We start from the raw sequence: 14879 nt of genomic DNA, 5'->3' as shown, positions 1-14879 counted from the left end.
TGCACTGACCGTGACGGATGTCGAGAGGGTCGAACCGAGACCGCAGCGCGTCCCCATCGGTGGAGTTTCCGCCCTGCAGCAGGCAAGTTGACCAGACGTCGAGACCCGGGGCGCTGGCTGTTCTTCCAGCCCCCCGGTCACGGGGTAGAGGCTTGAAGATCAGGAAGCCTGCGCCAAAAGATAGGCTGCAACATTGGAACGTGATACTTTCACCTCGTGATCGGGGACGGCCGCAGCCGCGGAACCGGCCCGCTCACACGCCGGTACGACATCCCCACCTCGGTGTCTGGCGGGTGGCACATCCCCCGCGCCCTGCCCGTCAGACGCCGGCGCCGTCCCATGCGGAGCCACCAGGGAGAACGGACCGGCGGTCCGGACGCACGGACCCGCCTCGATTCCGGTCGAGGCGGGTCCCCGCGCGTCCGGGGCCATCCCTTGCCCGCCGCTCCGGCGGTCGGCCCGGCTGCAGGAGGACGACATGGCGGCGACCGCCGAAGGCCCCATCCCCACCGGCAAGAAGGAGCGAACCCCGCCCTTCCCGGGCGCGGTATGGTGCGACGCCTGCGAACGCTGGTGCTCCCCCGCAGGAATCTGCGGCTGCAACAACCGCTGACGAGCACCCCATGACGGACACGACTCCTGCCACGCCGGTGACGCCAACGCAGCTTCTCCATCTCGTCGGCCACGCAGAGAAGCGCCGACTCACCCCCGAGGAAGCGGCCCGACTACGCGAGGGGGTGAGCCTCAACACGCCGGAACCCGCGGCCCCTAAGGGCCACTCCGGGAAGCCCACACCCCTTGGCCCCACACCTGACACCGCCCGCCTGCCCCGGCCAGACCTCCTGAGCAAGGCACCGCTACTCAATCGCCGCGTCCTCACCATCGCGGAGCAGGACGCACTGTGGGCCACCATCGCCCACCTCGTCGGATCGGCCGGACATCGCCCCGTTCCATTTCCCGTCGTCCGTACGGTGGTTCGTGCGACTCTCAACGAGTTCGGCCTCCTCCTCCCCCCGCCGGCCCCGGACCCCGGCGTGTGCTCCAGCAGGTTCGCCGACCACCAGGGCCTGTGGTGGCAGTGCCGAAAGCCCAGGCACCACAACCCCACCGAAGGCCACGCAGCTAGGGAATGGATCTGGGCGGACGAGAGCTCCGGGCGGGAAGCGTGAGAGCGTTCTACCGGGGTTACGACGAGCGCACCAACCGGCGGCACCCACTAGTCAGGAGGCTCCATGTCGTGCGCGAAGACGGGAAGTTCCCCGGCCGGGCCGCCGAGTGTGGCACAGGCGGATGGCCTGTCACCAACAGTCCGGTCGTCATCCTCGACCCCATGCCGTCCGTCCCTCCCGAGGGTCTGACCTGGTGCCCTCTCTGTGTCGGACGAGCTGCCGAGCGCGCCGGACTGCTGCCTGAGTTCGCCGCCCGACTGGCCACAGCTGGTCACGAGGGGGCGCGGTGAGCAACCTCCACGCCGGTGTCGGAGATGCCCAGCCCTCGTGGTGCTGTTGCCCAGTATTGGGGCCCGGTTGCCCCTGTAGCCACTGAGCGGCGAGCCCAGTCGCTGGCGCCCCTGTTCTCACCCTTGGCGCCCCGATTGCCAGGCGCCAACGAAGGGGGCGCTGCCCGCCAGCTCCTGACCAGTCGACCCATAAAAGAGGGGTGCTCGCCGAATAGGTGAGCGCCCCTCTTTATGTGGACACGAAATAAAAGAGTGTCGAATTCTCTTTTTGAATTCTTCCCTATTTCCTATTGCTCTCAAGATTGAATGCCTATAGGTTCTAAGTAGTTCGACCGCATCAAACCGGATTCACCGGAACGGCGAACAAAGTGAAAGGAAGAAGAAATGACCGAGATCGAGAACCAGACCCCGGCCTCCTTCCCCAACGTCCGTATCGAGGAGATCGCGCCCAACCCGAAGCAGCCCCGTCGCTTCTTCGATGAGGAGGCGCTGCAGGAGCTGGCCACCTCTATTCAGGCGAACGGGCTGCTCCAGCCGATTGTTGTCCGCCCTTACGACTTCGAGGGCGAGGGTGAGGCGCGCTTCATGATCATCGCCGGTGAGCGGCGCTGGAGGGCCTGCCAGATGGCCGGCATCGCCACGGTCGACGTCCGGGTTCTGGAGAACCTGAACGAGGTGGAGGCGTTCATCCTCTCCGTCGCGGAGAACGTGAACCGCGAGGATATGACGATCATGGAGGAGGCCGGCGCCTACGCCGACATGATGGCCCTCGGCTGGGACCCCAAGAAGATTGCAGCCCAGTGGGGCAAGACGGAGACGCACATCAAGTGGCGGATCGGGCTCCTCACCTTGCGCGATGAGGTCGCGGCCTGGGTCACGGAGGGCAAGATCAAGCCGAACCTGGCCTGGCACATCGCCCAGCTCTCCCCGGCCAACCAGATGGTCGCTGCCATGCGCTACCTCAAGGGCGACTTCGACAGTGAAGCGGACGCCGCCAACTTCGCCCAGGGGCTGCGAATGGCAGAGCAGCAAATCTCGATGATCACCGACGAGGAGCCCACCGTCGAGGAGAAGGAGAAGCGGGAGAAGGCGAAGAAGCAGGCCACTGACAAGCTTGGCAAGATTGAGGAAGGGCTGCTGCCGCTCCTCGATGAGCTGACCAAGGTCGCCAAGCCGGAGGAGCTGGCCGACATCCTCGGTACGGAGCTCGGCCGATACGTCCGCGTCATGGATCGGCTCCACAGCCAGGTGACGCTGGCCCGTCGGATGCTCCGCCAGGCCAACGGCATCGCCACGGCCAAGGAGGTCGCCTGGGCGGAGGCGGTCAAGACCACTCAGGCGCCGGCGAAGAGTGAGGAGCCGGTCAAGGCCGACAACCTGGAGGAGCCGGAGACCCAGCCCGAGGCGGCCCCGGAGAAGAAGGCCCCCGCCAAGAAGGCCCCCGCCAAGAAGGTGGCCCCCCGTAAGCCGGCCGCGCCCCGCACCCGGGCCGCGGCGAAGCAGGACGCCTGACATGAGGCCGGGCGGGTCCGGAAGGAGGCCGGACCCGCCCGGCGGCCAATCTACAGCGAGCACATCGCCCACCAGGGCGGTGTGCTCGTTGTGCTGTGCGGTGACACGGGCAGCCTTTTGTAGTCCCTTGGACCTGTTGGGTCCCGCAGGTGGGTGCGTACGGGGCGATTTCGGGCGGCGAATCCATTCCCCCTCGGGCCTGCCTATCGGGTGCGTACGCCCCCGCCGGTGTCCGCTAGCCAGGGATCGCTCCCTCATCTCCTCGGCTCGCTACCCCCTCGCCCAACTGTGAAATTCAAGAGAATTAAATGGGAAATCAATGGGGCGATTTAAGAGGTAAAACATTGCTTTATGGAGTGCTGTCCAATAGGTTTAAAGAGAAGCAAACAAAACACCCCAATCGGGGTGGGCTCTTTATTAACTCAACAGGGGGTTCGCATGGGCGAGCAGACGGCACGACAGCTGACCGAGTTCTTTTCGGCGCGCCAGCTCCTCGACACGCTGCAGGCACTCTTGGACGGTCTGGGATCTCCCTCCGCCGACCTGGACGTGGAGATAGCACTGCCTCGGCACATGCCGGCGCAGTCGACCGATGTCACACCGGTCGTCGTTAAGGGATCGGCGGGCAGGATCTGGATCACCGCGTACGACGTGGACGGCGAACTGCCGGCCTCGGTGTATGAGGACATGGGTGTCAGCCGCGAGCGCATCGCCGAACTCGAAGACATCGAGGCCGGCGGCTAACCCAAAGCAAAAGCGCCCGCTGCCGCAACGGCAGCGGGCGCGCCCCCCGTTGGGGATCACAACTACACCAGAGAGGACAGCAGCACGTGCTGACCCTGTTCACGAACCGGTTCCCGGACGTCCAGATAGCCCAAGGGGTGCCGGTCCGCATCACCCGTGGCCACCCTCGCTACAAGCTCGCCTACCAGCTCCAGTACCAGGTGCCGGAGCTTGCTCCGGCCGCTGCCTACTTCAACGAGCCCGAGCCGCTCTTCACCGCGGCCTACCGCGCCGACCTCGACAAGCTTGGCGCTCCCCGGATCGCCGACCTCCTCAATGCCGTCGCCACGGCCGCCGGCGATCACCGCCTGGTCCTGCTGTGCTTCGAGGACTTGTCGAAGCCCGGACTCTGGTGTCACCGGCGGGTGTTCGCCGACTGGTGGCAGGAACGCACCGGCGACGCTGTGCGGGAACTGGGACCGCGACTGACCCACGAGCAGATCCCGCTGATGTGACCTCCTGGCGGCCCGGCCGACATACCGACCGGGCCGCCACCCAACACCTGTGCGGCGGGGCACCCCCAAGGGCGCCCCGCCGCACAGTCGTGTCCAGGGCCTGCGCTGATAGCCTCCACATGGCGCGGGGAACGCCTTGAGGGGAACCATGTTCCAGGGCACGATCCCTCAGCCCATGCGCGCCATAGTCCACGAGACCGCCCGAGAGTGGCCCGCCAGCGCCCCGGTCTACGTCCCGTGCTGCGGCAATTTCACCATCGAACGGTCGATCGCGGACCTCGGCTTCGAGCTCCACTCCTCCGACGTGTCGATCTACACCAGTGCGATCGGCCGGTGGCTGACCCGGCAGCCCGTCGGGATCCAGCTCCGCCCCGAGTCCGAAGACGAGCTCGGCTGGCTCGCCGACTCCCTGGACGATGCGGTCGGCACGGTCGCGACCATGATGCTGGGCACCCGGTTCCTGCCCGCCCTGGGCCGCGAAACCCTGTACCACCAGCGGGTCGTCTCCTCGCATCGCGCACAGTGGGAGCGGATGCACGCCGAGACAGTGGAGAAGCTGTCGGCCACGGACCTCCAACTCGCCTCGTACGACGCCGAGGACGTCCGCTCGTGGCTCACGCGGGTCCCCGAGGCTGCCCCCGTGTGCTCCTTCCCTCCCTTCTACGGAGGCGGCTACGAGAAGCTGTACGCCCCCCTAGAAGCCCACTTCACTTGGGATGCGCCGACCTACTCCCCCCTGACGGACGCCGACGTGGTGAGCGTCCTCGGAGCTATCACCGAGCGTCCGTACTGGCTCACCGCGTCCAACCACCACGTCCCCGAGCTGGAGTCCCACCTGCGCGGCGTGATCAAGGCGACGCCCCGGGCCGCGCCGTTCTACGTCTACGCCTCGAAGGCGCGCACTCGGATCGTCGCCCCCCGCCAGCCGCTCCAGCCGGTCGCTGCTCCTCGCCTACGTCAGGGAGAGGAGATCACCGGCCCGCTCACCCTCTCCCCCCTGACGGCCGCCCAGTTCAACGCGCTGCGCTCCCGCTACCTCAACCCAAAGATCGCGCCCGGCTCGGCGCACCTGTCCGTCGCGGTCCGTGCCGGCGGCCGGATCGTCGGAGTCTTCGCCATGTCGCCGTCCTCGTACACCCCCGACGAGGCGTACCTGCTGTCCGACTTCGCGGTGGCTCCGACGGACTACCCCCGCCTGTCGAAGCTGGTCGTTCTCGCGGCAACGAGCACCGAGGCCCAACTGCTCTGCCAGCGCGCCTTCTCCAAGCGGATCCGGGCTGTGGCCACGACCGCGTTCACCCAGAAGCCCGTGTCGATGAAGTACCGCGGACTGCTCAAGCTCACCAAGCGCGGCCCCTCCAACGAGTCCGGCTACGCCTACCAGCTCCAGTACCAGGGGCCGATGGGCGGGCACACCCTCGCCGAAGCCTTCGACACCTGGACCACCAAGTGGGGCACCCCCAAGACCACCCCGGCCGCCGCGAAGGAGAAGAAGTGACCGAGCAACTGACCCCGCCCGCCTACGTAGAGGGCGATCCCCGAGACCTCACCCTCCTCGACCTCAACGCCCGCTTTCTGCCGCATGAGCAGTTCAAGCAGCTCGTGGAGAACATCCGGCAGGACGGGTGCCTCACCTCGACGCCGCTGGTCTGGAACGACGCCGACTCCGGACGGCGCATCGTGCTGTCCGGCAACCACCGCACGATGGCCGCGATCGAGGCCGGCCTGACCCGCATCGGCTGGCTGGAGATAACCGACCCGCTGCCACGGCAGCGGCAGATCGCGCTCCAGCTCTCCCACAACGCCATCGCGGGCCAGGACGATCCTGCGATCCTCAAGGAGCTGTACGAGGAGCTGGAATCCGTCGAGTGGCGGCAGTACACGGGCCTGGACGACAAGGCCCTGGAGCTACTGGAGAAGGTCGACGTCGGCGGCCTTGGTGAGGCGAACCTCGACTTCGCCACCGTCACGATCGTCTTCCTGCCCGACGAGCTGGAGCGAGCCGAAGCCGCCCTGGACGAGGCGAAGAAGACGGGCACCGCCGACGCCCGCTGGGGCTTGGCCCTCACCCAGTACGAAGGTGTCCTGGACGCGCTGGAGACCACTCGCGCCGCCTACAAGATCGGCAACGCAGCCACGGCGTTCGGGGTCATCCTCGACACCTTCGAGCGGCACCTGACGGAACTCTCCGAAGGCTGGTACGACCCGCAGGCCCGCTCCGCGTCCCGAGACGGCACGGCCCCGATCGAGACCGTGTTTGGCCTCCGCGAGATACCGACCGCCACCGCAGCCGCCGTCCGTACGGCGATCGCCGACCTGGTCCGCGCCGGCGACGTTCCCGAGGACGAACCATGGCGGGCCCTGGACGTGTGGGCCGGTACGGCAGGCGGAGACGACGAGGAGTAACCCGACAGGGAGGAGCGCAGGGCAAGGAGCCTGACGGTGGCAGGAAGCGACAACGACCCGTGGGACCGCCAGACCGACGAGTCGCCGGTGGCGTTCGCGGGGTTCGCGGCGTACCGGGACATGGGCCCCGCCCGGAGTATCACGCGAGTGGCACGGGAGTTGAACAAGTCCCGGGCCCTGATCGCCCGCTGGTCCTCCGCCCACGCCTGGGTCCTGCGCGCCCAGGCGTGGGACCGCGAGCAGGACCGCGTGTTCCTCGCCGAGCAGGCCGACGCCCGCCGCGCCGCCGCCCGCCGTCACGTGAAGATCAGCCAGGCGTTCCTCGGCAAGGTCGTCGCCCGCCTCCAGTCCCTCGACCCCCGCGAGCTGTCCCCTGACCAGCTCCTGCGGTACTTCCAGGTCGCCGCCGAGATCGAACGGAAGGTCCTCTCTCCCGACGGCACGACGCTTCCCGACGCCGTCGACGACAACGTCCTGCAGGCCGGCGAGATGAGCGACGAGGAGCGCCACGCCCGCATGGAGCAGTTGCGTCGCGAACTGGAGCGTCGCATCGGTGAGACGCCGGAGGAGGAGGCGTGACGCGCAGAGGATGGGCGCGCCGACGCGGCATCGAGGCCCTGCCCGACCCGCGGGCCATGAGTGAGCGGCAGCTCCAGCAGGAAGTCGCCGCTCTGATCCAGGCCGACGAAGTCTCCCGCCGCCGCTGGGCGTGCGACCGGCAGGGCTGCAACGGCCTGCCGCACGCCGGCTGGTTCCACAACCACGCCCGTGCCGCCCAGCGGACTCCGCTCGGGCTGTGGACGGCGTGGCTGCTGCTCACCGGCCGAGGCTGGGGCAAGACGCGCACAGCGGCGGAGTCGGTGCGGGAGTGGGCTGCCACCCCGAATCAGCAGATCGCGGTGATCGCGAAGAACGCGACGCTCGTGCGCGACATCTGCTTCCTGTCGCCGAAGTCCGGTCTGCTGAGCGTGATCCCGCCCGAGGACATCCTCCGCTTCAACAGCTCCCTCGGTGACACGACGCTGTGGTTGAAGAACGGCACGATGATCCGCGGGTTCGGCGCCGAAACCCCTGACAACCTGCGCGGCTGGGCCTTCGATAAGGGCTGGTGCGACGAGTACGCGGCCTGGTCGCGGCACACGGCGCAGGAGGTCTACGACATGCTCTGGTTCTGCCTGCGCGAGGCCGACAACCCGCAGGTCATCCTTTCGACCACCCCGAAGCCGCTCCCGCACGTGAAAAAGCTCGTGGAGCGCGGCCGGGCCCAGGAGAAACGTCACCGCGAAGGCGGGCCGCCGCCGCGCGTGCTCCTGACCCGCGGGCACATGTCCGACAACGACGCGAACCTGTCGATGGCCGCTCGTGAAGAACTGGAGGAGGAGTACGCAGGCACCCGCCTCGGCCGCCAAGAGCTGTCCGGCGAGCTGCTGGAAGACGTGGAAGGCGCCCTGTGGGCAGGCTGGATGCTCGAAGTCGAAGGGTTTCGCCTCCCGCGCGAGCACGTGCCGCACCTCGACCGCATCGTCATCGGAGTGGACCCGGCGACCAAAAGCCACGAGAACGCCGACCTGACCGGGTTCACCGTCGCCGGACGCGGCACCCCGTATGTGTCGACGTACGGAGACAACCGGCCCCGCGGGTACGTCCTGCACGCCGAGGAGAAGCGCCTCACCCCGACGGCCGCGATGCGCCGGGCTGCCGCGCTGTACCACGAGCACAAGGCGGACTGCGTGGTCATCGAGGCGAACAACGGTGGCGAGTACCTGCCGGCGCTCCTGGAGCAGGTTGACCCCCGGGTGCCGTGGCGGATCGTCCACGCCACCCGAGGCAAGCGGGCCCGGGCCGCGCCGGCAGCCCAGCTCTACGAGCAGGCCCGCATCCACCACGTCGGCCCGCCGCGGGGCTTCGCCGAACTGGAGGAGCAGATGCTGACGTTCGTTGGCCTCGGCGAGACGGAGGACTCGCCCGACCTTCTTGATTCGGCGGTATGGGCGCTGTGGGACCTATTCCTCGACATGCCCGGCCGCGTCGGCCCGAGCAACGATCAACGCCTGGAAGGGCGCCGCTGACCCCGCCAGGGTGCGTAGGCTGCTCGGTACGGGCGCGGGGCTCGGACGCCTGGAGGCGCTGTGGGTCTGCGCGAGTTGTTCATCGACGCGTGGAGCTGGCTCAACTACAAGGAGACGACGTCCGACCCAGGACGCGTGTTCCCCGAGCTGGCGAGGCAGTGGATCCCGGACGACGACCTGCGCCGGCTGACCGCGTACAAGATGCTTGTTGCCTACGACCAGAACCAGGCCGGGCAGCTGGCCGCCGCGTACGGTGACGAAGACGGACTCGAACGTCGCGAGCTCGGCGACCCGGCGCGGCTCATCGACGCGGCGGTGAGCTACCTCCTCGGCTCGGACCAGAAGGTCGTGGTCCCGGGCGCGGAGCACGCCGACGAGGAGACCCCAGTCGAAGGCGCGCAGGCGGCGGCCGAGCTGCAGGAGCGGCTTCGAGCGTGGGCGAAGAAGGAACAGCTCCTGCTGCGTATCCAGCAGGCGGAGCGGTGCGCAGTCCGCTGCGGCGACGCCGTGTACGCGCTGTCGTGGGCGCCCGAGAAGAACCGCGTCCTGCTGCGTACGTACGACCCGGGCTGGTACTTCCCGGAGTGGGACGAGGGCGAGCAGGACATTGCCGAGTACCCGACGCGGGTGCACTTCGCATGGGGGCTTCCCGCTGACCCGGCCAAGGGCCTGAAAGAGCGGGTACGTCGGATCACCTACGAACTGGGGCAGATCCGGCCGGCCACCCGCTCCGGTGCCGACATCGACGGGCAGCCGGCGCGGGAGACGGTCCTCGCGGAGGACGGCACACCGGTGCTGACGGCGGGCGACACCCTCGACGTCGAGACCGGGCAGATCACCCGCGTCTATCCGTGGGCTGCCGGGCCGTCGCCGTTGACGTGCTACCTGACGGACGCCGAGTGGGTACTCGACGACCTCAAGGGAGGTCAGGACGTCTACACCCTGCCCGAGAGCAAGGCCAGGTACCGGACACGGTCCGACGGCCAGATCCTCGACCGCCTGGACCTCCAGGTGGACTTCCTGCCCGTGGTCCACATTCCGAACTTGATCCCGGACGTGGGAGAGCACTGGGGCAAGAGCACCCTGGCACTGGTCCTCCAGGCCCTGGATGAACTGGCCGCGACGGATACGGACTCGGCGTCGGCGTCGGATACGACCGGTAGCCCGATCATCGCGCTCGCTGGTGCACGGCTGCCCATCGACCGGAGCACCGGCCAGCCGCTGCCGGTGAAGGTGAAGGCGGGCTCCGTGTGGGAGCTGAACGAGTCCGGCCGGATGGACACGCTCGACACCTCGCCTCAGCTGGCGGAGCTGCGCTCCCGCATCGACCACCTCCAGGACCGGATCGCGGCGAACAGCCGGCTCACCGCTGCCGGGCTTGGCCTGCTCGACCCCACCGAAGTGCCGTCCGGATACGCGCTCCAGCTCGCGCTGAGCCCGCTGGACTCCCTCGTCGGCGCGATGCGGCTTGCGCGCGCCGACAAGTACGAGATCCTGCTGCGCATGGTGCAGCGCCTCCACCAGGCCGGACACGCATGGCCTGCGGGGGAGTGCCTGCCTGCGGAACTGTCGTGGGGCCCGCCTACCCCGACCGACCGGACCGCAGTTCTCACCGACGTGGTGACCGGCGTGACCAAGGGCGTGATCAGCCTGGAGACCGGCGTACGGATGCTGCAGGACGCGGGCTACCCGATCGAAGACGCGACCGAGGAGATCCAGCGCATTCAGAAGAGGGCCTTCGAGCAGGCCGCGCGCCTTGCGGATGCCACCGGCGACAACGCTGCCGTGCGCGAGTACCTGGGCCTGCCGAAGCCGAACCCAGGTGTGCCGCCGGTGCCGCTACTGCCGCCGAAGCCGGCCGATCAGTGAGGTGCGTCCAAAGCCCGGCAGAACTCGTCGTACACGGTGCGCAGATCGCTGGCGATCCGTTCGTAGTCCTCGTCCGAGACCAGGACGATGTCGGCCAGATCCTCGGGCGTGCGCACCTTGCCGAAGTGCATCACGTGCGCACTGGCTGTGTTCCAGTCCCCGATCAGCCGATCGGCGACGTCACCAGTCGGTTTCTGCCAGTCGGACACGAGGGCGCGGGCGTCGGTGTTACCAGGGTGGGTAGTGAACTTCACCAGGTACTCCACGAGGAGCCGCACGTTCACCCAGAACGACTCGATGCACGCGACGCGCAACACACCGGGCATGTCCTTGCCGTCGGTGAGGTAGTCGCGGCAGCCTTCAACCTGGTCCATCGCCATGTCCACGAAGGCCCGGGTTCGGGCGTCCGGCGGGTAGTTTCCGTTCCACCATGCAGTGTCAGTCATGGCCCGCACCCTAGGATGCGGGCACAGGACCTCATGAGCGATTTCCGAAGTGGCTAGACTGGATCACGGCGCGGGGGCGCTGCTGCTGGAGGACACCACCATGGCCCGTCCGCTGCCCGACCCCCTGATGCCCCTCGGACACCGGCGTGACGGACGTCCGATCTTCCCGATCCTGGGTGCTGCGCCCACCGATCCGTCTGCGCAACCCGGCAGCGAACCGAACCCGTCCGGTACCGGCACGGGGGTAGTGGTCGATCAGGACACACTCGCGCGGCTGCTGGCCCGGGAGAAGGACCAGGGCGGCCGGACAGCAGTGAAAAAGCTCCTCGGAGAGCTCGGCTTCGAGAAGCCCGACGAGCTGGCCACGTTCGTGACGGCGCAGCGCGAGGCACAGCAGGCGCAGCTGACCGAGATCGAGCGCCGTGAGCAGGCCGCCGCCGATGCGACGAAGGCGGCCGAGACCCGCGAACGCGCCGCCGCCGCCCGAGAGCGAGCGGCCGTCCGCAGGGGCGCGCTGGTTGCCCTCGGCGCGAGCGGCGACAACCTCGCTGACGCCGAACTGCTGCTCACCGTCACGGACGACGCCGACGAGCAGACCGTGGCGGACGCGGCGGCAACACTGGCACAGCGCCGCCCGGAGCTGTTCGGGCAGCCGGGGCAGATCACCCCGCCGCCGGCGCCCGGAGGTTCTCCTGCCGGCGGGCCGCCGCTGCGCGGCAGCGGCCAGCCCAAGGCAGGATCCGGAGGCCTTGAGATGGCGCGCCGACGCGGCCACCTCAAGGCCGCCGAGTAGCTGTAACCGTTCGCGAGACTTCCCACCGGCGGGACAAGGCCGGACCAGGGACCACGCCCTTCTCCTTCGTGGACGACGTCGCCACCTGGTGAGCGTGTGCCCAACCACGTTCACCAGGAGCAGGATGTCTATCCAGCCGATCTCCCGGTCGAGTACGTACACCGCGAACCGTGACTGGCTCGCGTCGCTGCACGGCACCGACCAGACCGAGACGATCACGCTCGACCTGTCGAAGTTCACCGCGGGCACCCACTACGTGGCGTCCACCGATCCCGTGCAGCCCTACAGCCGGTTCCTGTCCGGCGTCCCTGTAGGCCGGATCACCGCGACCGGCTTGTACGGGCTGTGGGACAAGGCGAACGCCGACGGCACGCAGGAGCTCGCCGGGTTCGTCTTCGCCGAGGCGTACTTCGCGCCCGGTCAGACCCGGGTGCCGGCCGCGCTGCTGTGGCACGGCGTCGTCCACGCGGCGAAGGTCACTGGCGGCCCGCTCGTCCCGGCCGACGTGACGCTCTCGCCCACCTCCGCTCAGATCCGCTTCGTGTAAGGAGGCACCCCCCATGACGATCCAGGACCTCTTGAAGGACGTGTCGGTCAAGGACCTCACCACCTTCGCGCGGGCGATCCCGACGCCTGCGGACTTCCTGCTGCAGACGACCGTGTTCCCCTCTCTCAGCGTCAACGAGGTGAAGTGGCGGATCCGTGACAACGGGCGGTACGTCAACAGCGCGAAGTACCGGGCCTACGATGCCTCGGTGCCGATCGCGTCCCGCGAGGCGTGGTCGAACGTCCGCGAAGGCGCCCTCATCGAGATGGGCCAGAAGCTCATTGTCGGTGAGCAGGAACAGCTACTCCTTGACGCCGAGCGGGGCGCCGACCAGGACCGGCTGGTCGAGCTGCTGTACGACGATGTCGAGCGGCACGTGGAGTCCGTCCACTCCCGGCTGGAGCTGGCCGCCGCCGATGTTCTGCTGGACGGCAAGCTGTCCATCAACGAGAACAGGCTGATCACCGAGGCCGATTACGGGATGCCGGCCGGAAACCGGGTCACGGCGGCCGTGCCGTGGACGGACGCCCAGAACGCGGACCCGATCGCGGACGAGCTGGGCTGGCTGCAGTACCTCGACGACCTCGGCGTTCCCGAGCCCGAGTTCGTCCTCACGTCGAAGAAGGCATACGCGACGCTGGCGAACAACCACGCGTATCGGGCAGCGTTCTACCAGTCGGTGAGCCCGTCGACCACGCCGACAGCGACCCTGAATCCGGCGCAGGTGCAGTCGGTGCGTGCCACGTATGGCCTGCCGCCGGTGCGTTTCTACAAGGCACAGGTCCGTGTCGATGGGGTCGCCCAGAAGGTGCTCCCGGACGACAAGTGGATCTACGTGCCACCGAATCGAGAGCGGTGGGCACAGATTCAGTGGGGCCGGACGTGGGACTCTCTGAACCTGACGCGCGGCACCAATCCCGAGATTCTCCGGGAGGACGCGTCGGGCCTGATCGTCACCAGGGGCATCCAGACCGATCCGGGCCAGATCTGGACCAAGGTCGCCGCCGCGGCGATGCCGGTCATGCACACGCCTGACGCTCACCTTGTTGCGAGCGTGATCTGACATGGGGCGGCTGGCGAGCACAGTGCACGTGTACGACCCGGAACGGCGAGAGCGGGTGATCCTCCTGCCAGGTGACGAGCCGAGTTCGGCGGTGGCGCGGATGATCACAGCGCCGAAGGCATGGGAGGACGGGGCGCTCCCGGAGATTCCGGACGATGAGCCCGAGCCCGAGGTCGAGGTCGAACCGGACCCCGCGGTGACGGAGAAGCCGGCGGCTCCGCCCCGGACCAGCCGCAAGGCCCAGGAGTAACGAGCGGGGCGCGGCGCCCACGAGGGGAGGCGCCGCGCCCTTCACCATGCAAGGAGGAGACTGGTGGACGAGGCGGTACGGACGTGGCTGCTCGCGCAGCTCGGGCCCGAGACGGACACGACAGACCTGGAGGCCCGGTACACCCGTCTCGGGACGGCGCGCGCCGTGGCCCTGGAGGTGTTGGCGGAGCGGCGAGCCGGGCTGCTCGCCGAGCCGCTGCGCCTCACCGTCGACGGCGTGATGACGGTCGACAACTCGGGCAACCTCACCGGGCTGGAACGGCAGATCACCTCGGTGAGCGGTGCCGTAGCCCCCGACGAGACCACGACCAGCGAGGAAGGGCCGCCGGTCGTGGTCGTCGCGTCGCTGCGTCCGGCCCGGCGCCGCTGGTAGGGGAGGACGATGACCTACGAGTGGCCGCCGCTGACCCCGGGCGACCCGGACGAGGTGGCTCGCCGTGTCGCCGTCGTTCTGCAGGACGCCTGGCAGAGGCTCGCCGACGCGCAGGAGAAGGTACTGACCTCGATCACGGTCCGCTGGAGGCTTCCGTACGTCCTGCAGACCCTGGAGGAGTTCAAGGAGTCGATCGCCGAATTCGCGACCCGGGCGGACGAGGAGGCCCGCGCGTTCGTACAGCGGCAGCTCCCGCACCTGTACGAGCAGGGCGCGCGGGCCGCCGCCGTGGACCCGGGCCGGCCGTTCGGGTGGACGGTGATGCACACCGAGGCGCTGCAGTCGCTCGCCGCCGACAGCTACGACGACTTCCTGCGCCGCTCCCAGGAAGCGGAGCGGATGGCCAACCAGTGGTACCGGGCAGTGCGCGCCGTGGCCCGGCGAGAGGTTCCCCTGCTGGCAGCCGGGAACCGTACCGCGGTGCAGAGCGCGCGGGAGCTCGCGAAGCGGCTGGAGGGCCAGGGGGTGAATCACGTCGTCTACCGCAACGGGGCACGGGTGCCTGTGCGGACGTGGGCGGAGGCGGCGGCGCTGGCGAAGTCGGCGGTGGCGTACAACGCGGGGACGCTGAACAGGGCGCGCGAGGTCGGCGTGAGCCACGTCGAGGTCTTCGACAGCGTCGGGTGCGGGTGGACGCGGCACAACGATCCGGACGTGGCAGCCGGTTCGGTGAGAAGCGTGGAGGAGGCCGCGCAGTGGCCAATCTCCCACCCGAGGTGCAGGCGCTCGTTCGGGCCTCGTCCCGACGTGGCGTAGGGCTTCAGTCCAGCCCGT

The 14879-nt window shown here is 68.6% G+C and carries 15 protein-coding genes; 14 read left to right on the top strand and 1 reads right to left on the bottom strand.

Going from position 1 to position 14879, the window contains the following annotated elements:
- Positions 1–1843 precede the first annotated feature (1843 nt).
- The 8 genes from ACFW22_RS21015 (at position 1844) to ACFW22_RS20980 (ending at position 10553) form a co-directional block, all read left to right on the top strand.
- Complete coding sequence (locus ACFW22_RS21015; protein ID WP_386406733.1) at positions 1844–2971, top strand: ParB/RepB/Spo0J family partition protein; 1128 nt, start codon at positions 1844–1846, stop codon at positions 2969–2971.
- Positions 2972–3409: 438 nt separating this feature from the next.
- Positions 3410–3715, top strand: coding sequence for a hypothetical protein (locus ACFW22_RS21010; RefSeq protein WP_386406730.1), 306 nt, complete (start codon positions 3410–3412; stop codon positions 3713–3715).
- Positions 3716–3801: 86 nt separating this feature from the next.
- Positions 3802–4209: a hypothetical protein gene (locus ACFW22_RS21005; protein ID WP_384871369.1), complete on the top strand. Its 408-nt coding sequence runs from the start codon at positions 3802–3804 to the stop codon at positions 4207–4209.
- Positions 4210–4357: 148 nt separating this feature from the next.
- Positions 4358–5707, top strand: coding sequence for a hypothetical protein (locus ACFW22_RS21000; RefSeq protein ID WP_386406726.1), 1350 nt, complete (start codon positions 4358–4360; stop codon positions 5705–5707).
- Positions 5704–6615, top strand: coding sequence for a ParB N-terminal domain-containing protein (locus ACFW22_RS20995; protein WP_384871374.1), 912 nt, complete (start codon positions 5704–5706; stop codon positions 6613–6615). Before ACFW22_RS21000 ends, ACFW22_RS20995 begins: the two co-directional genes overlap by 4 nt.
- A 36-nt stretch (positions 6616–6651) precedes the next feature.
- On the top strand, positions 6652–7194 hold the full coding sequence (locus ACFW22_RS20990) for a hypothetical protein (RefSeq protein ID WP_384871377.1): 543 nt from the start codon (positions 6652–6654) through the stop codon (positions 7192–7194).
- Positions 7191–8684 carry a terminase large subunit domain-containing protein gene (locus ACFW22_RS20985; RefSeq protein WP_384871379.1) on the top strand — a complete coding sequence of 498 codons (1494 nt, stop codon included), beginning with the start codon at positions 7191–7193 and terminating at the stop codon, positions 8682–8684. Before ACFW22_RS20990 ends, ACFW22_RS20985 begins: the two co-directional genes overlap by 4 nt.
- A gap of 60 nt (positions 8685–8744) precedes the next feature.
- Positions 8745–10553, top strand: coding sequence for a hypothetical protein (locus tag ACFW22_RS20980; protein WP_386406721.1), 1809 nt, complete (start codon positions 8745–8747; stop codon positions 10551–10553).
- Here the strand turns inward: ACFW22_RS20980 and ACFW22_RS20975 are convergent.
- A complete protein-coding gene (locus ACFW22_RS20975; protein WP_384871384.1) occupies positions 10547–10999 on the bottom strand; it encodes a hypothetical protein in 453 nt (150 codons plus the stop codon). The two genes, ACFW22_RS20980 and ACFW22_RS20975, sit on opposite strands and share 7 nt — an antisense overlap.
- Positions 11000–11048: 49 nt before the next feature.
- Here ACFW22_RS20975 and ACFW22_RS20970 point away from each other — a divergent pair, with 49 nt between their 5' ends.
- The 6 genes from ACFW22_RS20970 (at position 11049) to ACFW22_RS20945 (ending at position 14861) form a co-directional block, all read left to right on the top strand.
- Complete coding sequence (locus ACFW22_RS20970) at positions 11049–11792, top strand: hypothetical protein (protein WP_386406717.1); 744 nt, start codon at positions 11049–11051, stop codon at positions 11790–11792.
- Between the two features lie 124 nt (positions 11793–11916).
- Positions 11917–12339, top strand: coding sequence for a head decoration protein (locus ACFW22_RS20965; protein WP_384871389.1), 423 nt, complete (start codon positions 11917–11919; stop codon positions 12337–12339).
- 13 nt (positions 12340–12352) lie between these two features.
- Complete coding sequence (locus tag ACFW22_RS20960) at positions 12353–13402, top strand: major capsid protein (protein WP_384871392.1); 1050 nt, start codon at positions 12353–12355, stop codon at positions 13400–13402.
- 100 nt (positions 13403–13502) lie between these two features.
- A complete protein-coding gene (locus tag ACFW22_RS20955) occupies positions 13503–13652 on the top strand; it encodes a hypothetical protein (protein WP_384871394.1) in 150 nt (49 codons plus the stop codon).
- A gap of 63 nt (positions 13653–13715) precedes the next feature.
- Positions 13716–14045 (top strand): hypothetical protein, encoded by a 330-nt coding sequence (locus tag ACFW22_RS20950; RefSeq protein WP_386406712.1) that lies wholly within the window; start codon positions 13716–13718, stop codon positions 14043–14045.
- Positions 14046–14054: 9 nt separating this feature from the next.
- The gene (locus tag ACFW22_RS20945) at positions 14055–14861 is read left to right on the top strand and encodes a phage minor capsid protein (RefSeq protein WP_384871399.1); all 807 of its coding nucleotides are present in this window, start codon (positions 14055–14057) and stop codon (positions 14859–14861) included.
- Positions 14862–14879: the final 18 nt, after the last annotated feature.

The organism is Streptomyces sp. NPDC058872, assembly GCF_042743065.1.
Taxonomy (GTDB): domain Bacteria; phylum Actinomycetota; class Actinomycetes; order Streptomycetales; family Streptomycetaceae; genus Streptomyces.
The sequence above is the reverse complement of the archived record's forward strand: the minus strand, read 5'-3'. Positions and strand labels throughout refer to the sequence as shown.